Consider the following 22,919-nt stretch of genomic DNA (forward strand, 5'->3'; position numbering starts at 1 on the left):
GCACTCAGGCCTAGCCGTGAGCCACACTTGGCCGTAAGCTGCGCGAGCCGAAGACGGCCGTTACTGTGTGCGGAGGAGTGCCCATGCGAATTTTATTGGTTGAAGACAACCGCGATATCCTCGCCAATCTGGCGGATTATCTGGGGCTTAAGGGTTACACCGTGGATTGTGCGCAGGACGGCTTGTCGGGGCTGCACCTGGCGGCCACCGAGCATTACGACTTGATCGTGCTCGACATCATGCTGCCCGGCATCGACGGCTACACCTTGTGCAAACGCCTGCGTGAAGATGCGCGGCGCGACACGCCGGTGATCATGCTCACCGCGCGCGATCAGCTCGACGACCGCCTGCAAGGCTTCAAATCCGGCGCCGACGATTACCTGATCAAGCCGTTCGCATTGTCCGAACTCGCCGCGCGCATCGAAGCGGTCATGCGCCGAGCCCAGGGCGGCGGGCGTCGTGCGTTGCAGGTCGGCGATCTGAGCTACGACCTCGACACCCTCGAAGTCACCCGCGAAGGCCGTTTGCTCAAACTCAACCCGGTCGGCCTCAAATTGCTCGCCGTGCTGATGCAGAAAAGCCCTCACGTATTGCGCCGCGAAATCCTCGAAGAAGCGCTGTGGGGTGATGATTGCCCGGACAGCGACAGCCTGCGCAGTCACGTTCACCAATTGCGCCAGGTGATCGACAAACCGTTCGCCAAACCGCTGCTGCAAACCGTGCACGGCGTGGGTTACCGCTTGGCCGAGGGCCGAGATGGAGTTTAAGCAGAGCCTTGCCCAACGGATCATCATTGCCTTTGCGCTGATGAGCGCATTGGTTGCCGGGGCGTTCGCCATGGGCATCGTCGCCACCGTGCACCTGGTCGAAGAGAAGCTGATTTCGGCCGGTCTGGGCGGTGATTTGCAGCGCCTGCTGCTGATGGACAGCGTCTCGGACTGGAGCCACCGCCCAGAACCCGATCAGTTGTTCTACTTCAGCGGCGGGCCGGGCGACTTCGAATTGCCCAAGGACCTGCGCCACCTCGAGCCGGGTTTCCACGAAGTATTTCGCGAACAATTGTCCTACCACGCGATGGTTGAAGTGGTCGATGGCCGGCGTTACGTGCTGTTGCAGGATCAAAGCGATTTCGAAGAACGTGAACGCGTGCTGTTTGCCGTGGTGCTGGTCGGTTTTGTATTGAGCCTGGCGCTGGCGGTGTTTCTCGGCTGGATCCTCGCGCGCAAGGTGATGGCGCCAGTGGTGCGGCTCGCGCGGCAAGTGCGCCATCGCGACCAGTTGCTCGGATTGGCGCCGCCGCTGGCCCCGGACTATGCCGCCGACGAAGTGGGCGAACTGGCCGTGGCGTTCGACGCCACCCTCGGGCGTCTGCGGCAGGCGTTGACCCGCGAGCGGTTGTTCACCAGTGACGTCAGCCACGAATTGCGTACGCCGTTGATGGTCCTCGCCAGCTCCTGCGAACTGCTGCTGGAAAACCCCGGCATCGACCAGCGCGGGCGCAATCAGGTCGAGCGCATCGCTCGCGCCTGTGAGGAAATGCGCGAACTGGTGCAAACCTTCCTCACGCTCGCCCGCGCGCAACGCGAAGAATCCAGCGCCTCGCCACAGCAAACCGTGACCCAGGTTGCCGACGGCTTGCTGTGCCTGTGGCGCGATCCGATCGAATCCAAAGGCCTGATCCTCAATTTCGAGCCGGGCAATCCGCCGGACGCGCGCTACAACGCAACGTTGTTGAACGCGGTGATGGGCAATCTGTTGCGCAACGCGCTGCACTACACCGAAACCGGCTTCATTCGCCTGGCCCTGACCGACAAAGGCTTTATGGTCGAGGACAGCGGCGTCGGCATTCCCGAAGAGAAGCGTGAAGCGATGTTCGAACCGTTTGTGCGCGGCAGCGAAAAGCGCGGCGAAGGCCTCGGGCTGGGCTTGTCGCTGGTGCAGCGGATCTGTGAGAACCAAGGCTGGACGGTCAGCCTGACGACCATGGAACCCAACGGTTGCCGCTTCGAAGTCGAGCTGACTCAAACCGCGAAGTAAAAGGCCTCAAACCTGAAATCTTCTTCATAAAGACGATTGCCACTAGTCAACGCTTGTAAAACCCTGAAATACTTCAGCGTTTTGCTCAACGAAGTTTTCACAAAGTCATGACCTGACGCTGACACGGCGCTACCTAAGGTGGTTGTCATCAGCAGTTCAGGAGACTTTGATGATGACTACGCCGATCAAACTGGATTTTTCCGAGAAGTACGACGATCAGCACGCGCAGAAATACCTGCGCAAACACCAGAACGGGATCGGTCGTCGCTTGTCCCATTGGCGGGATGAGCAACTGGCCCGCAAGGCGCTGGCCTTGGCCGGCGATCCTGGACTGGTGCTTGATTTGCCGAGCGGAGCGGGGCGTTTCTGGCCGTTACTGGCCGAGAAACACAACCGTGTAATCATCGGAGCCGACAACTCCGAGTCGATGTTGAAGATCGCGACGCAGGCGCAACCTGCCGACGTGGTGAAACGGGTACAACCCTTGCACACTTCTGCATTCGACATTGCCTTGCCGGATAACGCCGTCGACAACATTTTCTGCATGCGTTTGCTCCATCACGTTGGCGAAGCCGAGCACCGACTGGCCATTTTGCGCGAGTTCGAGCGTGTCACCCGTGACAGCGTGATCATTTCGCTGTGGGTGGACGGCAATTTCAAAGCCTGGAAACGCAAGCGTTCAGAGCAGAAACGCGGGCAGGAAGGTTACCAAAATCGCTTTGTGTTACCGGCCGCTACGGTTGAGAAAGAGTTCGAGCAGGCTGGTTTCCGCATTCAGGAACAATTGGATTTCATACCGCTTTATGCCATGTGGCGAGTTTACGTATTACGCAAGAGGTAGCAGGATGGCAGTGCAATATGCGGCAGAAACGGAAGTTGCTCCTCAGGATCGTTTCGACTATTTCTGGAATCAGCGCGGCGAATGGGTAGAAGAACCCAACGTTCGACGCGGTGGCGAGAGTGGCGTGCAGCGGGTCGTGGGCAGCAATGGACAACTGCTGTATGCCAAGCGGCAAACCGGCCACATTTATCGCAGCTGGCTGCACCCGTTCGGCCGCCCGACCGTGTTGCGCGAACGTGATGCGCTCAATGGCGTTTCGGCGTTGGGTGTGCGAGTGCCGGAAATGGTCTTCTGCGGCGCGCAACGTGACCCGGTGCACAAATGGCGTGCGCTGCTGGTGACCAAGTCGCTGGACGGTTTCGAAGAAATCGAACATTGGCGCGCCGGTGGCGGTGTCGAGCGCCACGGCCAAGTGGTCTGGGAGCGTGTGCTCAAGGATCTGGCCGAGAACCTCGCCCGCATGCACAAGGGTCGTTGGCAGCACAGTTGCATCTATATCAAACATGCCTTTGTGCGAGTAACCGGCGAAGGTGAGGCCGCGACGGCGGAAGTGGCGCTGATCGATCTGGAAAAGTGCCGCCAACGCCTGACCGCCTACCGCGCGGCTTCGCACGACATGAAGCAATTACGTCGCCACTCGTCGTTCAGCGACGCGGATTGGCGCAAACTCGTCTACTTTTATGAGACGGCGTTTGGCAGCGCTATCAAGGGTTTATAGCGATGAAACTCGAAATTGCACGAGGTGTGTTTCTGATAGGTGCCTTGGCAGTTGCTTCATTGGCGATGGCTGCCTGGGAGCAGCCGCGCACACAAGTCCTCAGTGCAGTGAGCGATGGCGCTCACTGCCCGTTGCCACGGATTGCCAAGGCATCCGTGGCGACACAACCTGATCATGACTTGTTGCTGTTCATGTTCGGTCTTTCACAAGGATTGAGGCCGTAGCGTTGAACAGATTGAAGCCAAAATAAAAAGCCTCGCAGATGCGGGGCTTTTTTTTGCCCTCTGTGTTTTTTGCCTTCTGTGGGAGCAGGGCTTGCCCGCGATTGAGGCGCCTCGGTGTGTCCGGTACACCGCGTTATCGTTCATCGCGGGCAAGCCTTGCTCCTACAGAGATCATGCGAGGTCAGGGTTTATCGGGTTTGGCCAGCAGCGTGTACACGCACGGCAACACAAACAGGGTAAACAACGTGCCGATCGACATTCCCGTGGCGATCACCGTACCGATATCAAACCGGCTGACCGCGCCCGCGCCGCTGGCCAGAATCAGCGGCACCATGCCGAACACCATTGCCGCTGTGGTCATCAACACTGGCCGCAGGCGAATCGCCGCCGCTTCCTCCACCGCTTCACGCGGGCTCAGGCCCTTTTCCTTGCGCAGCTTGTTGGCAAACTCGACGATCAGAATCCCGTGCTTGCTGATCAAACCGATCAGCGTCACCAGCCCAACCTGGGTGTAAATGTTCATGCTCGACCAGCCGAGGAACAGCGGAATCAACGCCCCGCAAATCGACAGCGGCACCGTCACCAGAATCACCAGCGGATCGCGGAAGCTTTCAAACTGCGCCGCCAGCACCAGGAAAATAATCGCCAGCGCCAAGGCAAACGTCACCCACAACGCGCTGCCTTCCTGGACGAATTGCCGCGAGGCGCCGCCGTAGTCGAAGGCAAACCCGGCCGGCGCTTCTTCGCGGGCGATTTGCAAGACGGTCTCGATGGCTTCGCCCATGCTCACCAGCGGAAACCCCGACAGCTTGGCCGCATTGAGTTGCTGGAACTGCTTGAGCTCCCTCGGTCGTGCGCGATCAGTCACGGTGATCAGGGTCGACAAGGGCAGCAGTTCACCCTGAGTGTTTTTCACGTAATAGTTGTTGAGCCAGTCCGGGTTGTCGCGAAAGGCGCGCTCGACCTGAGCGATCACCTTGTAGCTGCGCCCTTCGATGGTGAACCGGTTGATTTCCGCCTCACCCAGCAGGGTCGCCAGCGTGCCGCCCAAATCCTGCATCGACACGCCCATTTGCGCGGCTTTCGCGCGGTCGATATCAACCACCACTTCCGGTTTGTCGAACGCCAGGTCGAGGTCGACGAAGGCGAACTTGCCCGACTCGGCGGCGCGTTTCTTGATCCGATCCGCCACTTGCAGCAACAACTGATAATCGTTGGCCGTGTTGATCACGAACTCGAACGGCAGGCCTTCACCCGTGCCCGGCAGTGACGGCAGGTTGAAACCGAAGATCTGCAGGCCTGGAATGCCTTCGAGTTTGCTTTGCACCTCGGGCAGGATCTGCATTTGCGTGCGGTCGCGCTCGTTCCACGGTTTCAGCAGGAAGCCGCCAATCCCGGATTGCACGCCGTTGTAGCCGTTGATCTGGAACGACGAGTAGTACTCCGGGAACTGCTTGAAGATTTCGATGAACTCGTCGGTGTAGGCATTCAGGTAATCGAGGTTGGTCGGCTGCGGGGCGGTGGCGATCATGAAAATGATGCCCTGATCCTCGTCCGGCGCCAGTTCGGTTTTGGTGAACTTGAGGAAAACCGGAATCAGGCACAGCACAATCACCGCGAACACCAGCACCACCGGCCGCGTGTTGAGCGTGCCGTGGAGCATGCTTTGATAGCGGCGCTTGAGGCTTTCGAAGATCCGGTCGAGGCGATGCGCCAGGCCGCTGGGGTTTTCATCGTGGCGCAGCAGCAGGGCACACATCATCGGCGACAGCGTCAGGGCGACGATCCCGGAAATCACCACGGCACCGGCCAGCGTCAACGCGAATTCCTTGAACAACGCGCCGGTCAGGCCGGTGAGAAAACCAATCGGCGCATACACCGCCGCGAGGGTGATGGTCATCGAAATCACCGGCATGGCGATCTCCCGCGCGCCTTCAATCGCGGCGTCGAGCGGAGTTTTGCCTTCCTCGATGTGGCGGTGAATGTTCTCCACCACGACGATTGCGTCATCCACCACCAGACCGATGGCCAATACCATCGCCAGCAGGGTCAGCAGGTTGATCGAGTAGCCCATCATCTGCATGAAAAACATCACGCCGATCATCGACAGCGGAATCGTCACCACTGGAATCACCACCGAACGCAGGGCGCCGAGGAACAGGAACACCACGACGATGACGATCAGCACCGCTTCGAACAAGGTCTTGATCACTTCGTTGATCGAGGCCTGAATAAACAGTGTGGCGTCGTAGGCAATTTCGCTTTTCAGGTTGGGCGGCAACTGCGCTTCGAGCTCCGGCATGATCTTGCGCACTTCCTTGATCACGTCCAGCGGGTTGGCGCCGGGCGTTGCCTTGATGCCGATGTAGACCGACGGCGTGCCGCCGAACGAGCTGATGGAGTTGTAGTTTTCGGCGCCCATTTCGACCCGCGCGACATCGCTGAGCAGCACGCGGCTGTCACCGTCGACCTTCAGCGGAATCGCCGCAAACGCCTCGGCGGACTTCAATTCGGTGTTGGCGTTGATGCTGGTGACCACGTACTCGCCTTTCACTTCGCCGGCGGCGGAGAGGAAGTTGTACTGGCGCACCGCGTTGGTCACGTCGCTGGCGCTCAAGCCAAAACCGGCAAGTTTCACCGGATCGAGCCACAGGCGCATGGCGAACACCTGATTGCCGAGAATCTCTGCTTCGGCCATGCCCGGCAGCGTCGCCAGTTTTGGCTGGATTACCCGCGAGAGGTAATCGGTGATCTGCGGGTTATTCAGTTCCTTGCTGAAATAACTGATGTACATCAGCGCCGAGGCATCCGCGGCTTCCTTGCTCAGCACCGGGTCTTCGGCGTCTTGCGGCAGCTGGTTTTTCACCTCGTTGGCCTTGGCCAGCAACTCGGTAAACAAGCGGTCGCTGTTGGCGCCGATGCGCGCGTAGATCGAAATCACCGAGAAGTTCTGCCGACTCACCGAGGTCATATAGTCAATGCCTTCGGCGCTCGCCAGGCTTTGCTGCATCGGCTGGGTGATGTAGCCCTGGATGGTTTCGGCGTTGGCGCCGGGGTAGGCGGTTGTCACCGTGATCAGGGCGTTTTCCATTTGCGGGTATTGGCGCAGCGGCAGCTTGCTCCAGGCCTGGAAACCCAGCAGCACAATCAACAGGCTGACCACGGTGGCGAGCACCGGGCGGCGGATGAACGGATCGGTAAAAGCCATGAGGATTCCTTGATCAGTCAGTGCGTGGCTGACTGTTCTTATCGGTCAGGGTCTTGTCGTCGCTGATTGCGATGTGTGCACCGTTGTCCAGTTTGAGCTGGCCAGCGGTGACCACTTGTTCGCCGGTCTGCACGCCTTTGTTGATCATCACCCAGCCATCACGGCGCTCGCCGGTTTCGATGAATCGACGTTCGGCGATCAGGATCGGTTGGCCTTGGTCATCTTTTTCGACGCTGCCGTCCTCGGCTTTTTTCTGCCCGACCACGTACAGCGAATTGCCGTACAGGGTGTAGGTGATCGCGCTTTCCGGCACGACGATGTGCGGTTGCGGGTCTGGCAGCAGCACTTGCAGGCTGGCGAACATGCCCGGCAACAGTTTGCCGTCCGGGTTGGCGAGGGTGGCGCGCACGAGGATGTTGCGGGTGCTGTTCTCGACTTTCGGGTTGATCGCGCTGATGGTCCCGGCGAAGTTTTCGCTCGGATAGGCCGAGACGATCACCTGCACCGGTTGGCCGAGGGCGATTTTCGGCACCGATTGCTCGGGCAGGAAGAAGTCGACATACAGGCTGCTGAGGTCTTGCAGGGTGGCGATCATGGTGCCGCTGGCGAGGTAGTCGCCGACGTCCACCTGGCGAATGCCGATGGTGCCGCTGAACGGCGCAACAATGCGTTTTTTCGCCAGTGAGGCCTTGAGCTGATTGACCGTGGCTTTGTTCTTTTGCAATTGCGCCGAGAGCCGGTCGAACTCACCTTTGGAGATCGCGCGGCTGTCGACCAGTTGACTGCCACGGCCGAAATCCAGCTGGGCCAAACCGAGGTCAGCCTGGGCGGTTTCGAGCAGCGCGCTTTCGACCGCGCTGTCGAGTTGCAGCAGCGGCTGGCCGGCCTTGACCTTCTGCCCGGATTCGAACATCAGGTCTTTGACGGTGCCGGCAATCTCCAGACTGAGGTTCACCCCTTGCAACGCCTTGAGCGTGCCCACCGTGGGCAAGCGCATTTGCCACGGCTGTTCGGCGACCGTGGCCACGGCAACACTGATGGGCGGTTTCGGTTTAGAGAAACCCTGAATCATCGTGTAGACCGAAAACGCTTTGTAAGCGCCCAGCACCAACACGATCAGCAGCACAACTCCCAACATGATCAGCATGCGGCGACGCAGCATATTTCCACTTCCTTGGAGAAAATCAGGTGAGACAGGCGCTGACATTACTCCGAGTGTGGCAGTGAATCCAACTGCTGCTTTTCGCCATCTGGCTTTGCCGCGAGCCAGTCCCTGTGGCGAGGGGGAATGTGCACAGGAGGGGGTTGTCAGATCAGGTGAAGGTGGTTGTCCCAGAGCCCTGCCGGCAGGTCCAGCGGTTTGGCCACCAGTTCAGCCTGTCGACAATCGTAATAGCGGCAACGCCCCTGACCCGAGGTCACCACAAAGCCGTCAGCCACCGCGCCAACCCCGGCGCAGTCCGGCAGCGGTGCATCGAGGCGCACTTCGCCGCTGTCCAGGTCCCAGATGAAAAACCGGTTACCGCGCGGCGCCGTCAACGCCACCAAGCGCAGATCGCTGTGCACCGCGACGCTCGCGGTGTAATGCCCCATCGCCTGCAACTGATGTTCCGGCACCGGGAACGCCATGAATGGCTGGCCCGGACGCTTGATCGCCAGCAGCTGCGACGACTCGTGGGACGGCCCCATGAATTGCTGGCCGGCGACAATCGTGCCGTCGCTGGCGATGCCCATGTGGCGCACGCTGTTCATTTGCTGGGCGAGGGTTTCCTTGCTCAGCAACGTGCCGTCGCGCTGCATCAATACCAGGCTTGGCTCCATGGCCTTCAGGTTCATTTCGACGCGGCTTTCGGCCTCGGTGCGAATGCCGCCGTTGGCCACCACCAGGGTTTCGCCGTCAGGCATCCACGACACCTGATGCGGGCCGATGCCGTGGGTGGGAATCTCGCCGCTGTGGATAAGTCGCTCGCCCTCGAACTTATACACACCGAGCAAGCCACGGCCCGGATCGGACGTGTCGTTCTCGGTCGCGTATAGAAACTCGCCGTCCTTGTGAATCACCGCGTGCCCGTAGAAATGCCGGTTCGGCTGCGAGGTCACGGTTTGCAGCAGCGTGCCGTCGCGCAAGTCGATCAGGTAACTCTCGGTGCCCGGCCGCCGGGCGACAAACAGTGCGATCGGCAACGTCGGGTGATTGATGATGTCGTGGCAGCGCTGGCCGACTTCGGTGGCAAACACCCGAGTGCCGTCCAGCCGATAGCCGACGGCGTAATGCTTGCCGTCGGTATCGTCGCGCGCCGACAACAGCAGCGGGCTCTTGTCCTTTTGTTTGAACAGCGTCCAGCCGCCCAGCGTCACTGCTCCCAGCAGCAAACTACCTAAAGTCAGAGCCTGACGTCGCAGCATGGCACTCGTCCTCATCAGTCACCGTCGTTGGCGTTAAAGCCCAGTTGGATGCTCAGCGCCTTGGCCAGTTCGCCTTCGTGCAGGCGATGGACGACGTTGAGGCTGTCGTAGATATCGTTGAGTTGCTGGCGCCCGGCATCGTCGTTGAGCATTTCGCTGAGCGAGCGCTGGTTGCTGGCGAACAGTTTCAAGGAGGCTGCATAAGCGGCGTCGATCTTGTCGGCCAACGGCTTCTGCTCGCTCGGCAACAGACCGCGCAGGCCTTTGTTGTCGACACCTTCCCAGACCGTTTTGGCGGCGGCAAGGCTGGCTTCCAGAGCGGTCAACGAAGACGCGCTGCGCCATGCATCGGCCTGGAACGGTTGCGGCACGCCTTTGCTCTGGCGGCCCATCGGCGTGCCGAGTTTTTTCTTCAGGCTGTCGAGGGCGGTGACTTGCACGCGCAGCAGGTCGGCGATGGCTTCGTGGGAATCGGCGTAACGCTGATTGGGGAATTTGCTCATCTGCGCGAGCATGCCGTCAGTGTTGTTCCAGCTCTGCAGAATCTCTTCGGCGAGAAGTTTCTGGTGCTCGCCAATCGCTTTGAGCAGCGGGCAATACTTGGCTTTTTGCGCGTCGTTGGCAACGTCAGGCTTGCTGTCGAAAAGGATGTATTCGTAAGCCGACAGGCCTTGCACGACGACGCTGGATTTCGCCAGCGCAGCGGCATCGATCTGGGGCTGGGCGATCACCAGTTGCTCGACCTGACGGCCGACGAGGTTTTTCTTGTCCGGCCAGAACTGTACCGACCAGGCGCGATTGCCTTCCGCCAACGGCCCGATCAGCAGCGGTTGCAGCTGTGCCCAGGCTTTTTGCGCGTGGAGGAAATCCTTGCGCGCGGTGTCGAGGGTTTCCTTGCCTTCGCAGTAGGCGAGGGCGCTGACGGCCAATTGGCGATCGGCTTCAACCCAGCGCGTGTAGGTCGGCAAAATCACCGATTTGGCGATGGCGGCCGAAGTCACGGCTTGCGGGTCTTGCGGCGAACAGGCGCCGAGGGCGAGCGCTGCAAGGCTGGTGAACAACAATTTGGGACGGAACATGTCGGGCTCCCGATTCTTTTATAAAAGTGTTTAAAGAGAATTCAAAAACGCCAGCAACGCAGCGCGCTGCTCGGCATTGAACGCTAAAACCTGTTGCTGCGCCGCCGTCGCTTCGCCGCCATGCCAGAGCACGGCTTCAAGCAGATTGCGCGCGCGTCCATCGTGCAAAAACTGGGTGTGGCCGCTGACCGCTTGCGTCAGGCCAATGCCCCACAACGGCGGGGTGCGCCAGTCGCGGCCACTGGCCTTGAATTCAGTGCGGTTGTCGGCCAGGCCGTCGCCCATGTCATGCAGCAGCAGATCGCTGTAAGGGCGAATCACTTGATTGGCCAGTTCAGGTTCGGCGGCGTCGGCGCGGGTGGTGTATTTCGGTGTGTGACAGGACTGGCAACCGGCCTGGAAAAACAGGTTTTTCCCGGCCAGCACTTGCGGCGCATTGACCTCGCGGCGAGCGGGCACGGCGAGGTTGCGGCTGTAGAACAACACTAATCGCAGGATGTTATCGCTGACTTCCGGTTCACCGTCGGCGCCATTGCCGTTGGGCGCCTGTTTGCACGCGGTTTGCGTCTCGGTGCAATCGTCGAAGGGGCGCAGGCTGGTGGTCAGGCCCATGTCGCCAGAGAACGCGTGGACGTTTTGCTGATTGAGGTTCGGTTGTCCGGCCTTCCAGCCAAATCGTCCGAGCACGGTTTTTTGCTGTGTATCGTCCCAGACCTGGTTCGGCCGGCCGGCAATGCCGTTGTGGTCTTTTGCCTGCGCTTGCGCATTGGCGAGGATCGCTTCGTCGGGGATCGCTTCGAGCAGGCCGAGGCCGATCATCGGCGGCGCGACGCGGGCCGAAAAGCGCGTGTCGGGGTGCATCGGGCCGTAGCCGAGCTGGCTGATCTGCAGCGTCGGTTTGCGCAGTTCGACTTCGCTGCCGTCCTTGAAGCGCACCGGCACCGGCGTGTATTCGACGCGGACCTTGCCTTCCGGCACTACGCCGGGCACCGACATGTCCTGGAACTGGCCACCGTAGACCGGCTCCGGCACCACGCCGAGTTGCTCGATGACTTTGGCGTAGGCGGGCGCATCGGGAATCGACAGGCGCACCAGCATCGACACGGCGTTCGCCGCATCAGGCGTCGGCGGATGCCCGCGACCGTCCTTGATGTGGCAGTTCTGGCAAGCGTTGGTGTTGAAGAGCGGCCCGAGGCCATCGCGCGCAGTGGTGGTCGACGGGGCGATCACCCACGGGTTGCGGAAGAAACTGTTGCCGACGCTGAAATCCACGCGCCGCGAGGGCGGCAGATTCGCCGAGGGCAGCGAGAACGCATTCTGATCGGTCTTGCGCACCGTCGCGCCGCCACCGGAGCGCGCTTCACCGGGTTCGGCCTGGGTGAAACGCGGGGCGTCATCGCAGGCACTCAGGCCCAGGGCCATGAACAGGGTGCACCAGCGAAGAGGCAGCGACGGCATCAGAATTCCTGACGGGCGAGCAAAATATGGGCGCAAAGTCTAACAGGGCGGGGGGGATTGAATAAGAGGAATTATCGTTTGGTTGACGTGGGGCAGGTTTCCCCGAATACCACGGTCACTGCGATCCAATGTGGGAGCGAAGCTTGCTCGCGAAAGCGGCGTGTCAGTCGCTAAAGATGTTGCATGTTAAGCCGTCTTCGCGGGCAAGCCTCGCTCCCACAATGGATCGTGTTGTGGCGGGCATAAAAAAGGCGACCCGAAGGTCGCCTTTTTACTCAGCCGGCGTTGATCAGAATTCGTGATCAGCGTTGTCCGGGTTGAGGTCGCTGATCCCCAGTTTGCCAGCGGCGGCTTCGATCGAACCGGTCTGCTTGACCAGCGATGCGATGGCGTCGCGGACGATCTGGTTGCCAGCGGTGTTGCCCGCGGCGATCAGTTGGTCGTAGTGCTCACCCTTGTTGGCGTGATCGACGATGACTTGCATCTTCGCTTCGGTGGCTTCCAGGTCAGCTTTCAGTGCGGTGTCGGCAGCCGGGTCAGCCTTGGCCACCAGCGACGACAGGCTGGCGCCGGTCATTTTGGTGCCGTCAACGCGGGTGTATTCGCCCAGGTAGACGTTACGAATGCCTTTGGCATCGTAAAACTGCGAGTTGTGCGTGTTGTCGCTGAAGCAGTCGTGTTCGTCTTCCGGGGAGTTGGCTTCCAGGGAAACCTTCATGCGCTCGCCCGCCAGTTCGCCCAAGGACAGGCTGCCCATGCCGAAGAGCATTTTGCGCAGGCCGCTTTCGCCTGGCTCGGCTTCCAGCGTGGCGCGGTAGTTGTCAGCCACGTTCGGCTTCCAGTTACCGACCATTTCTTCGAGGTCGCTGACCAGCAGTTGGGTCACGGATTTCAGGTACGCGCGACGACGATCGTTATGCCCGCCAGTCGCGCCTTTGCCTTCCAGGTAGTCGGAAGCAGGACGGTTGCCGGCGCCAGGGCCGGTGCCGTTGAGGTCCTGGCCCCACAGCAGGAATTCGATGGCGTGGTAGCCGGTCGCCACGTTGGCTTCGGAACCGCCCAGCTCGTTCAGGCTGGCGAGTTTTTCCGGGGTGATGTCCTTGACGTCGATCTTGTCTTCGCCAACCTGAACCTGAGTGTTGGCGATGATGTTGGCCGTGGCGCCCGGGTTACCCAGTGCGTGTTCGTAGGATTTGTCGACGTAGTCGATCAGGCCTTCGTCCAGTGGCCAGGCGTTCACCTGACCTTCCCAGTCGTCGATGATGGTGTTGCCGAAGCGGAACACTTCGCTCTGCAGGTAAGGAACGCGTGCCGCAACCCAGGCAGCCTTCGCGGCTTTCAGGGTCTCGGCGTCCGGCTTGGCGAGGAATGCGTCGACGGCGGTTTGCAGGGTTTTCGCGGTAGATTCGGCATCGCTGTAAACGGCGAAGACGACGTCAGCGTAATGCGCGACAACGGCTTTGGCCGCGGCTTCGTCGACTTTGCCGGCGGCGGCTGGCGCCGTGGCGGGTGCCGCTGGCGTCGCGGTGCTGGCGGCCGGGGTCGGCGTTGCTGGCGCGGCGGCCTTGTCTTTGCCTTCGCCGCAACCGGCGAGGGAAATAGCGATGGCCAACAGACTGGCGGTAGCCAGAGGCATACGAATCATGGCGAACATCCTGCTTCGAAGGGGGGTGGAATGGCGCCCGCAGGCGCGCAAAGCTGCGACATAATGCAAATCTTTCGCATTCTGTGTAAAGGGGTTGCGCTTGGAAATATTTCTTATTCAGGAGGGATAGTGCGATAGATCAAAAGATTGCAGCCCTGTAGCAGCTGGCGCAGCCTGCGTTCGGCGGCAAAGCCGTCGTGAATTCAGGCGCTGCGGTCTGCCTGATACACCGAAGTGCATGATTTCACGACGGCTGCGCCGCCGAACGCAGGCTGCGCCAGCTGCTACACAGGACTGCGGTGGTCAGAGGATCGCGGCGTTGCTGCGTTGCGCCTGCTTGAGGTAGGCGCTCAATTCGCGCGCCGGCAGCGGTTTGCTGTAGTGGTAACCCTGACCTTCGTGGCAGCCTTCGGAAATGATGTACGCCTCTTGCTCGGCGGTTTCCACGCCCTCGGCGATCACCTGCATGCCGAGGCTCTTGCCCAACTGAATGATCGCGCGAACGATGGTCGCGTCATCGTCGTCATCAAGCAGGTCCTGAACGAAGCTTTTGTCGATCTTGATCTTGTCCAGCGGCAGGCTTTTCAGGTAGCTGAGGGACGAGTAACCGGTGCCGAAGTCATCAATCGCAATCAACGCGCCGGAGCGCCGCAGGCTGAGCAAATGCTGGGCGGCGGTGCTGATGTCTTCCATCAGGCCGGTTTCGGTGACTTCCAGTTCCAGGCTGCGCGGCGGCAGGCGATAGATCTGCAGCAGGTTGTTGACCACCCGCGGCAACTCGGCGTGGTGCAACTGCACGGTGGACAGGTTGACCGCCATGCGCAGGTCGGCGAACCCTTGGTCATGCCAGTCGCGCAGCTGTTTGCAGGCCTGATCGAGCACCCATTCGCCGATGGCGATGATCGTGCCGTTCTGTTCCGCTAGCGGGATAAACAGGTCCGGCGGCACCAAACCGTGCTCGGGATGCTGCCAGCGAATCAACGCTTCGACGCCGACCACGCGATGGTCGCGATAGCTGATCTGCGGCTGGTAGACGAGGTAAAACTGGTTGCGTGTCAGGGCATCGCGCAGGTCTTTTTCCAGTTCGCGGCGACGGCGCATCTCGCTGTCGACGCTGGCGATGTAGAACTGATAACGGTTGCGCGAGCGGGTTTTCGCCAGCGTCATGGTCTGCTCGGCTTTTTGCAGGAGCTTCTCGGTGCTGTCGCCATCCTCCGGAAAAAGGGTGATGCCGATGGTCGCGCGCAGGCGGATTTCCTGATGATCGAGGGCAAACGGCGCTTCCAGATCGTCGAGGATGCTTTGCGCCAGTTCCGCCGCTTCGTAGGGTTGTTCGATGTCGGCCTGCACCAGCGCAAACTGGTCGCCGCCCAAGCGGGCGAGGGCGCCGAGGCGACCACTGTGGCCGCGCAGGCGATCGGCCAGCGCCAACAGCAATTGGTCGCCGGTCTGGTAGCTGAATTGTTCGTTGATGCCTTTGAAGTCATCCAGGCCAACCACCAGAACCGCAACGCGGCGCTGCAACTTGCCGGCGTCGACGAGGATTTTGTCCAGTTGTTGCTGCAATTGCTGGCGGTTTGGCAGGCCGGTGAGGAAGTCGTATTGGGCCATGCGCAGCAGGCTGTTTTCGGCTTCGTGGCGCAAATGGGTGTTGCGCTCGATGGACTCGAGCAACTGGTTGGCGGTGTTGATCCAGATGCCCAGTTCGTTCTTTTCGTGGCCCTTGAGCAGCGGGATTTTGTGTTCGCTAGGGCGATCGGGATTGATTTCGGTCAGGTGCTCGATGATCCGCGACAGCGGTTTGGTCAGCAGCCAGTGGTAAACCAGGTACAGCACCAGGCCCATGGCGAGGGCGCGCAGCACACCGGAGATGAAAATGATGACCGAGCTGACGATGAAACCCTGGCCATAGGTGGCGGTGTCGAGGGTAATGCTCAGGTCGCCGTAATATTCGCTGTACGGGCCGCGACCCACCAGTTGGGTGGTGAAGGTGCGTTCCTGGCCGAGGATCAGGTCGGTCAGCCAGCGGCTGTCGGAGTGCTGCAGTTCGCGGGATTTTTGCGCGAGCATGGCTTCGTTGGGATGGCCGATGGAGGCTTTGCGCACGGCGTCGTCCTGGAACAGGCCTTCGATGACTTGCATGCCCATTTCGCGATCGAGGCTGTAGACGGCTTGCGTCGAGGGGTCGCGGAACATGTCGAGGATGCGTTCGGCATCGCCGGCGACGGCTTGGCGTGTTTTGTAGGCATCGAAGACGATCTGCGCGCAGCTCAAGACTACCCCGACGATCAATGCCGACAGGAGCACGACCCGAAGCAACTTCACCGACAAGCTGTTCTTGAGTTCCAGCTTCAAAGGGTTATTCCTTGTTCCGTGCGGGTAGCATCAAGTTGCCATGAGTATTGGCAATCCCGTGGTGGCAGTCAAAGGGACATTTCAGCCGTGGGGGTTTTCCTGCTGTTTGGGTTTTTTGGGGTTTGGGTTTTGTCCTGTTTGTAGTGTGTCGGGTGGTTGGGGGTTGGACTTGAGGCGGTTTTTGGGTTTTTTTTGGGCGTTGGGTTGATGGTAGTTGGGTGTGGCTGGGGGGCAAGCGGGATTTGTCTGGTTTTGGTGTAGGAAAATGGGTTGGGCTTTGGGGCTTTGGGGCTTGGCGGCCTTTGGGCCGACCATGTTCTTGGGGGTTGGGGATATATCCGTTGCTGCGGTGAGGGCGGCTGGCGGTTTCGCTCTTACAGCGAGTCACTTTTTCAGACGCCAAAAAGTAACCAAAAGGCTTTGCCCCGGCGTTCGGCCCCTCGCTTGGGCTCGGGGTTCCTTCGTTCCGGTGTCGATCTGGGGGCATCGCCTACGGTCTGCTTCGCTACGACCTCCTCTCGATGGGTTCGGCTTCGCCGAACGGCGCTTCGCGCCCACCCCCAGATCAACACCTCCTCTCAGCCTGCCGAAGGGGCAATACGGCAAGATCAAGAGCTGCAGGCGAGCTAACGCTCGGCCTGTTGAGTGGTGAGAAGCACAGCGGATTGCCTTTGATTTTGCCTTTGTAGGAGCGAGGCTTGCCCGCGAAGGCGTCCTGACAGACAACCTGTTTCCCCCAAACACACCCAACCCCCCCTGTGGGAGCAAGGCTTGCCCGCGATGGCGCCCCAACAAACCCCCCAATCTCCCGCCAATCCCACAATCCCATTTCCCATCACCCATAAAAAAACCCGACCTGAGCCGGGTTTTTCTTCTGTCATTCGATCTTAAGCAGTGAAGGTTTTGCCTTCGAATTGCTCAGCGACGAATTTCCAGTTGACGAGGTTCCAGAACGCTTCGACGTATTTCGGACGAACGTTGCGGTAGTCGATGTAGTAGGCGTGTTCCCAGACGTCGCAGGTCAGCAGCGGGGTGTCGCCGCTGGTCAGCGGGTTGCCGGCGCCAATGGTGCTGGCGAGGGCCAGGGAACCGTCAGCCTTTTTCACCAGCCAGCCCCAGCCGGAACCGAAGGTGCCGATGGAGGTTTTGCTGAATTCTTCTTTGAACTTGTCGAACGAACCGAACGAAGCGTTGATGGCTTCAGCCAGTGCGCCGGTTGGTTGGCCGCCGGCGTTTGGCGCCAGGCAGTTCCAGTAGAAGGTGTGGTTCCAGACTTGAGCGGCGTTGTTGAAGATGCCGCCCGAGGAAGATTTGACGATTTCTTCCAGGGTCTTGCCTTCGAACTCGGTGCCTGGCACCAGGTTGTTCAGGTTCACGACGTAGGTGTTGTGGTGCTTGTCGTGGTGGTATTCCAGGGTTTCCTTGGAAATGTGCGGCTGCAGGGCATCGTGTGCGTAGGGCAGCGGCGGCAATTCGAAAGCCATGATGATTCTCCTAATCAGGTCAGTTGCGGTGAGCGCAAGGCCGATCACGGGCGGCCAGACAAGCGCCGGGGAGTTTGTACTCTTTGCGGCGCATCGAACCGGATCATAGCACCGGGGGTGCGGCATAACCACGCAACAACTGTGTGGAATAGAGGTTCCAGAGCCTTTTGGAATAAATCACGTACTGATGATTAATTGCGCCGCCACGGTGAACATCATCAGGGCCACCAACAGGTCGAGGATCCGCCAGGTGCTTGGCCGCGCCAGCCACGGGGCCAGCCATGCGGCGCCGAGGGCGAGGGTGAAGAACCATAATAAAGAAGCGCTCGCCGCGCCGACGACGTAGGCGCCGGGTTCGGTTTGTTGCGCGCCGAGGGAGCCGATCAGCAACACCGTGTCGAGGTAGACGTGCGGGTTGAGCAACGTCACCGCCAGCGCACTCAGGAGCACCGCGCGCAGTGAACGCACGGTCTGGTTTTCGCCCTGTTGCAGGCTCTGTTTCGAGCAGGCGCGGCGCAAAGCCAGGCTGCCGTACCAAATCAGGAATACCGCGCCACCCCAACGTGCGACTGCGAGCAATGTCGGATTGTGCGCGAGCACCGTCGCCAGTCCGAACACCCCGGCCGCCACCAGCAGCGCATCGCACACCACGCACAGCGCCGCGACTGGCAGGTGATGTTCGCGGCGCAGACTTTGCGCGAGCACGAAAGCGTTTTGCGTGCCGATCGCCATGATCAAACCCGCCGCGACCAACAGGCCGTTTACGTAGCTTTGCCACATATTTTCTACTCCGCGTTGGCTGCCAGTTCCCGCAGGACGTGCAGGGCGCGTTCGGCGTCGGTTTGGCCGACGAATAAATGATCGTGGTAGAAACCGGCGATCACGTTGCAACTGATCCCGGCCTTGCCCAGTGCCGTGGCGAACGCGGCGGTCAGGCCGACGGCTTCGAGGGCCGAGTGCACGTTCAAGGTGATCCACGCGGCGACGTAGTCGAAGCTCATACCGGCCTCTTCGGCGTGGGAACGTTCGAGGATCACGGTCAGCCCTTCCTGTTCGCGGAAGCTGCCGATGATCTCGACGCCCGCCGGCAATTTGCCGTCCGCCAAGGTGCAAAACACGTATTCGCCGGCGTTGAGTTGCGGGCTCATGCTGCGCAGCAATGTCGCCAGTGAAGTTTCGCCAGCCATGTCGATGTTCCTTGTGAAGAGTTGTTGCTGGCCATTCTCCGGTGCGCCGTTGTATAAGAAAAACCAATAGTGCTGATCGCTCATTAGGAAAACTGATGTTCGACTATAAATTGCTTTCCGCGTTGGCCGCCGTGGTCGAACAGGCCGGATTCGAACGTGCCGCGCAGGTGTTGGGGTTGTCGCAATCGGCGATTTCCCAGCGGATCAAATTGCTCGAAGCGCGGATTGGCCAACCGGTGTTGGTCAGGGCGACGCCGCCAGCGCCGACTGAAATCGGTCGGCGTTTGCTCAACCATGTGCAGCAGGTGCGCCTGCTCGAGCGGGATTTGTTGACCTTGGTGCCGGCGCTGGATGAAGAAGGCCTGCCGGAGCGCTTGCGCATCGCCCTCAATGCCGACAGCCTCGCCACTTGGTGGGCCGATGCGGTCGGGGATTTCTGCGCCGAGCAACATTTGCTGATGGACTTGGTGGTGGAGGACCAGACCGTCGGCCTCAAACGCATGCGCGCCGGCGAAGTGGCGGCGTGCCTGTGCGCCAATGAACGCCCGGTGGCCGGAGCGCGCAGCGTGTTGCTCGGCGCGATGCGCTATCGGGCGTTGGCCAGCCCGGCGTTCATTGCCCGGCATTTCCCCGAAGGTGTGCGCGCCGAGTTGTTACCACGCACCCCGGCGCTGGTGTTTGGCCCGGACGATTTCCTCCAGCATCGCTACCTCGCGTCACTCGGCGTGGACGGTGGTTTCGAACACCATTTATGCCCATCGTCCGAAGGTTTTATCCGCCTCACGGAAGCCGGGCTCGGCTGGGGCCTGGTGCCGGAATTGCAGGTCCGCGAGCAACTGCAACGTGGCGAACTGCTGGAGCTGCTGCCAGATAAGCCAATCGATGTGCCGCTGTACTGGCATCATTGGCGCAATGGCGGTCAGTTGCTGGGGTTACTCACTGACCAATTGGTCCGTTCGTCGAAGCAATGGCTAGTGCCTTCAGCACAGTTGTAAGCGTCAAGCTGCAAGCTGCAAGTGAAGCGCTTGCGGTGTGTTTTTCAATTTGCGGCGTGAAGTTCGCAGCTGCTTTTAGGATGTTCTACATGAAAATTCTGGTCACCGGCGCAAGCGGCTTCATTGGCGGACGCTTTGCGCGTTTTGCCCTGGAGCAGGGCCTGGACGTGCGGGTCAACGGGCGCCGGGCCGAGGGTGTCGAGCACTTGGTGCGCCGTGGCGCCGAGTTTATTCAGGGCGATTTGAGCGATTCGGAGCTGGTGCGCGACCTCTGTTCGGACGTCGACGCGGTGGTGCATTGCGCTGGCGCCGTCGGTTTGTGGGGGCGTTATCAGGATTTTCATCTGGGCAATGTCCAGGTCACCGAGAATGTCGTCGAAGCCTGTCTCAAACAGCGCGTTCGACGCCTGGTGCATTTGTCCTCGCCGTCGATCTACTTCGATGGCCGCGACCATCTGGGCCTGACCGAAGAACAAGTGCCAAAGCGCTTCAAACATCACTACGCGGCGACCAAGTACCTGGCTGAGCAGAAGGTCTTCGGCGCTCAGGAGTTCGGCCTCGAAACCATCGCCCTGCGCCCGCGTTTCGTCACCGGCGCCGGTGACATGAGCATCTTCCCGCGCCTGCTGAAGATGCAGCGCAAGGGCCGTCTGGCGATTGTCGGCAACGGCCTGAACAAGGTCGATTTCACCAGCATGCAAAACCTCAACGAAGCGCTGCTCAGCAGTTTGCTCGCTGGCGGTTCGGCGTTGGGCAAGGCTTACAACATCAGCAACGGGGCGCCGGTGCCGTTGTGGGATGTGGTGAATTACGTGATGCGAAAAATGGACGTGCCACAGGTCACGCGTTATCGCTCCTACGGACTGGCCTACAGCGTCGCGGCGCTGAATGAGGGCGTGTGCAAACTCTGGCCGGGTCGCCCCGAGCCTACGTTGTCGCGTCTGGGCATGCAGGTGATGAACAAAAATTTCACCTTGGACATCAGCCGCGCCCGGCATTATCTGGACTACGATCCGAAAGTCAGCCTGTGGGCCGCCCTCGATGAATTCTGCGTGTGGTGGAAAGCGCAGGATATTCACTGAGGAACCGAGTTTCGGGTTGGCAGTCAACCCTGGCGGCAGTGGGGGTTATACTGCGCCGCATTCAAGTCATCACCGTGTTCCCAAAGGTTGATTCAATGTCCATGCGTAACGATGCCAACGACGATTTCGATGTACCGAGCCTGCGCGCCGACAGCCTCGACGACGATGATTTTCCACCGACTGTGCGCAACGTGGTGCACTCGCGCCCAGCGCCGGTGGTGAAAGTCAAAAGCGCCAGCACCGGCCCGTTGTGGGCATTGGTCGGCGCATTGTTGTTCGCTTTCGCCGGTCTGGCGTGGTGGAGCTTTCAGCAGATTTCGTTGATGGAACAGCAATTGGTCGCAACGCAGGAAAGCTTCGCGCGGATCAGTGAAGAAGCGGCGGGGCGTTTGCAGGATATTTCCGGCAAGGTCGTTGCCAGCCAGACTAACGTCAGCACTGACAGCGAAGCGCTGAAGCAGCAGATCAAGGCGCTGGAAAGCAAACTGCTGGAGCAGAGCCAGGCCCAGCAAGGCGTGGTGGGCCAGGCCAGCGATCTGGACAAGCGCTTGGCGCAGATCACCGCGCAAGCTACGGCGCAAACAGCGACCGATACGCAATTGCAGGCTCAGGTGAAAACCTTGAGCGATGAACTGACTGCGCTGAAAAACGCCGCGGCGGACACCAGCAAAGTCGATGCCGAGATTAAAAGCCTGGGTGCTGACGTCGCGGCGCTGAAGAAACAGGGCAACCCGAGCGCTGCGATCGATCGCCTGGAACAGGACATTGTGGTGCTCAAAAGCGAGCAGGAAAACCGTCCCGCGCCGACGTCCGGCGGCACCAACACCGCCGAATTCGACGCCTTCCGCGCGCAGACCACGCGCAACATCAACACCCTGCAAGCGCAGATCCAGAACCTGCAGCAACAACTGAATGCGCGGGCCAAATAACCCGTACGCAAACTCTGTAGTGAATAGGTTTTGTGGCTAGGGGGCTTGCCCCCCGTTTGGCTGCGAAGCAGTCGTGAAAAATTTCAGATGCTGTGTAAGGCAGGTATGTGGGGGGGGGGAGCGCTTCGCGCTCCGACGGGGGCAAGCCCCCTCGCCACAGGCAAACGCCGGCTCACGGGGAAGCTTCTTGCCTCAGGCTCGTGTTACATCCCCGAACAACTGCGCCCGCCTGAATATCCAGCCATATCGCCAACCCCGTCTACGCTCTTCAAACATCAACAAGAACGAGGGATGGGCTATGGGGGTTGTGCACAGGTTTGTCAGGCTGATGGCGATGCTGTTGCTGGGCTTAGGTTTGGGCCTCAGCCAAGCCCAGGCTGCTACGCCAGCGAAGGATGACGGCGAGGCGGCCCGGGCGTTGCTGGAAAAGGCCTTGGCGTATTACCACGACAACGGCGACAAGGCGTTCGCGGCGTTCAGCCGTCAGGGCGAGTTTGTCGACAAGGATCGTTACGTCTTCGTTGTCGATACCCAAGGCGTAATGCTCGCCAGCGGTGGGCCGTCCTCGGCGTTGATCGGCCGCGATGTCTCCGCGACGCTGCCGCCGGATTTGCAGAAAGCCTTCAAGGACGCGCTGAAAGTGCCGGAAGGCAACGGCATCCAGCAAGCCGAATACCGTTGGCAGAACTGGGCTGACGGCAAAGTCGAACGCAAACATGTGTTCTATCAACGCGTCGGCCAGCGCATTCTCGCGGTCGGTTACTACATGCCCCGCGCCTCGGCGCAACAGGCTCAGGCCCTGCTCGATAAAGCCGCGGCTGATCTGGCCAAGGATGAGAAGGGCACGCTGACGGCGATCAACTCGCTAAAGGGCGGCTACTTGCAGGACGATCTGTACGTGTTTGTGGTCGACCTGGATAACCAGCGTTACGTCGCCCATGGCACCAATCTGCGGCTGATCAACACCGACTTCGGCAAGATCAACGACCCGGAAGGCAAACCAGTCGGCGAGCCGATTCTGGCGTTGATGGCCAAGCAGGACAGCGCTGAATACGAATACCGCTGGAAAAATCCAGTCACCGGCAAGATTGAGGACAAACACGCGTACCTGAAAAAGGTCGGGCATTTTCTGGTGGCTGTCGGGTATTACAGCCCTTGAGGTGATGCGGCATATTTGAGGATGCCTTCGCGGGCAAGCCTCGCTACTACAAGTGATCGTTGACGGACACAAAGCAGGTGAACGATAAAGATCCACTGTAGGAGCGAGGCTT

The 22,919-nt window shown here is 60.3% G+C and carries 19 protein-coding genes; 9 read left to right on the forward strand and 10 right to left on the reverse strand.

Annotation, left to right across the window (positions count from 1 at the left end):
- Positions 1-83: 83 nt before the first annotated feature.
- The 5 genes from colR to BLU01_RS19735 all read left to right on the forward strand — a co-directional run bounded on the left by colR (position 84) and on the right by BLU01_RS19735 (position 3,820).
- Positions 84-767: a two-component system response regulator ColR gene (colR, locus tag BLU01_RS19715; RefSeq protein WP_054045155.1), complete on the forward strand. Its 684-nt coding sequence runs from the start codon at positions 84-86 to the stop codon at positions 765-767.
- Complete coding sequence (locus tag BLU01_RS19720; protein WP_092278667.1) at positions 757-2,037, forward strand: sensor histidine kinase; 1,281 nt, start codon at positions 757-759, stop codon at positions 2,035-2,037. Before colR ends, BLU01_RS19720 begins: the two co-directional genes overlap by 11 nt.
- A 172-nt stretch (positions 2,038-2,209) precedes the next feature.
- Complete coding sequence (locus tag BLU01_RS19725; protein ID WP_092281670.1) at positions 2,210-2,878, forward strand: class I SAM-dependent methyltransferase; 669 nt, start codon at positions 2,210-2,212, stop codon at positions 2,876-2,878.
- Between the two features lie 4 nt (positions 2,879-2,882).
- Entirely contained in the window at positions 2,883-3,596 is a 714-nt protein-coding gene (locus BLU01_RS19730; protein ID WP_092278669.1) for a lipopolysaccharide kinase InaA family protein, read from the forward strand.
- 2 nt (positions 3,597-3,598) lie between these two features.
- Entirely contained in the window at positions 3,599-3,820 is a 222-nt protein-coding gene (locus BLU01_RS19735) for a hypothetical protein (RefSeq protein ID WP_092278671.1), read from the forward strand.
- Between the two features lie 181 nt (positions 3,821-4,001).
- Here the strand turns inward: BLU01_RS19735 and BLU01_RS19740 are convergent, their stop codons facing one another.
- From BLU01_RS19740 to BLU01_RS19785, 10 genes are all read right to left on the reverse strand, one after another.
- Positions 4,002-7,028 carry a multidrug efflux RND transporter permease subunit gene (locus tag BLU01_RS19740; RefSeq protein ID WP_092278673.1) on the reverse strand — a complete coding sequence of 1,009 codons (3,027 nt, stop codon included), beginning with the start codon at positions 7,026-7,028 and terminating at the stop codon, positions 4,002-4,004.
- A 13-nt stretch (positions 7,029-7,041) separates the two neighbouring features.
- Positions 7,042-8,190, reverse strand: coding sequence for an efflux RND transporter periplasmic adaptor subunit (locus BLU01_RS19745; protein ID WP_092278675.1), 1,149 nt, complete (start codon positions 8,188-8,190; stop codon positions 7,042-7,044).
- A 146-nt stretch (positions 8,191-8,336) separates the two neighbouring features.
- Positions 8,337-9,434: a DUF1513 domain-containing protein gene (locus tag BLU01_RS19750; protein WP_092278677.1), complete on the reverse strand. Its 1,098-nt coding sequence runs from the start codon at positions 9,432-9,434 to the stop codon at positions 8,337-8,339.
- Positions 9,435-9,448: 14 nt separating this feature from the next.
- Positions 9,449-10,513, reverse strand: coding sequence for an imelysin family protein (locus BLU01_RS19755; protein ID WP_092278679.1), 1,065 nt, complete (start codon positions 10,511-10,513; stop codon positions 9,449-9,451).
- Positions 10,514-10,543: 30 nt separating this feature from the next.
- The gene (locus BLU01_RS19760; RefSeq protein ID WP_092278681.1) at positions 10,544-11,971 is read right to left on the reverse strand and encodes a di-heme oxidoreductase family protein; all 1,428 of its coding nucleotides are present in this window, start codon (positions 11,969-11,971) and stop codon (positions 10,544-10,546) included.
- A gap of 289 nt (positions 11,972-12,260) precedes the next feature.
- Positions 12,261-13,616 (reverse strand): imelysin family protein, encoded by a 1,356-nt coding sequence (locus tag BLU01_RS19765; RefSeq protein ID WP_092278683.1) that lies wholly within the window; start codon positions 13,614-13,616, stop codon positions 12,261-12,263.
- Positions 13,617-13,919: 303 nt separating this feature from the next.
- Positions 13,920-15,971: a putative bifunctional diguanylate cyclase/phosphodiesterase gene (locus BLU01_RS19770; RefSeq protein WP_092278685.1), complete on the reverse strand. Its 2,052-nt coding sequence runs from the start codon at positions 15,969-15,971 to the stop codon at positions 13,920-13,922.
- Between the two features lie 887 nt (positions 15,972-16,858).
- The gene (locus BLU01_RS19775; RefSeq protein ID WP_092278687.1) at positions 16,859-17,455 is read right to left on the reverse strand and encodes a superoxide dismutase; all 597 of its coding nucleotides are present in this window, start codon (positions 17,453-17,455) and stop codon (positions 16,859-16,861) included.
- 177 nt (positions 17,456-17,632) lie between these two features.
- Positions 17,633-18,235: a LysE/ArgO family amino acid transporter gene (locus BLU01_RS19780; protein WP_092278689.1), complete on the reverse strand. Its 603-nt coding sequence runs from the start codon at positions 18,233-18,235 to the stop codon at positions 17,633-17,635.
- Between the two features lie 5 nt (positions 18,236-18,240).
- Complete coding sequence (locus BLU01_RS19785) at positions 18,241-18,642, reverse strand: ACT domain-containing protein (protein WP_092278691.1); 402 nt, start codon at positions 18,640-18,642, stop codon at positions 18,241-18,243.
- A 95-nt stretch (positions 18,643-18,737) separates the two neighbouring features.
- Between BLU01_RS19785 and BLU01_RS19790 the strand changes: the two genes are divergently transcribed.
- The 4 genes from BLU01_RS19790 to BLU01_RS19805 all read left to right on the forward strand — a co-directional run bounded on the left by BLU01_RS19790 (position 18,738) and on the right by BLU01_RS19805 (position 22,807).
- On the forward strand, positions 18,738-19,637 hold the full coding sequence (locus tag BLU01_RS19790) for a LysR family transcriptional regulator ArgP (protein ID WP_092278693.1): 900 nt from the start codon (positions 18,738-18,740) through the stop codon (positions 19,635-19,637).
- An 89-nt stretch (positions 19,638-19,726) separates the two neighbouring features.
- A complete protein-coding gene (locus BLU01_RS19795) occupies positions 19,727-20,719 on the forward strand; it encodes an NAD-dependent epimerase/dehydratase family protein (RefSeq protein ID WP_092278695.1) in 993 nt (330 codons plus the stop codon).
- Between the two features lie 95 nt (positions 20,720-20,814).
- A complete protein-coding gene (locus BLU01_RS19800; RefSeq protein ID WP_092278697.1) occupies positions 20,815-21,648 on the forward strand; it encodes an ATPase in 834 nt (277 codons plus the stop codon).
- A gap of 328 nt (positions 21,649-21,976) precedes the next feature.
- Entirely contained in the window at positions 21,977-22,807 is an 831-nt protein-coding gene (locus tag BLU01_RS19805) for a cache domain-containing protein (protein ID WP_408003121.1), read from the forward strand.
- Positions 22,808-22,919 lie beyond the last annotated feature (112 nt).

The sequence above is a fragment of the Pseudomonas prosekii genome (assembly GCF_900105155.1).
Taxonomy (GTDB): domain Bacteria; phylum Pseudomonadota; class Gammaproteobacteria; order Pseudomonadales; family Pseudomonadaceae; genus Aquipseudomonas; species Aquipseudomonas prosekii.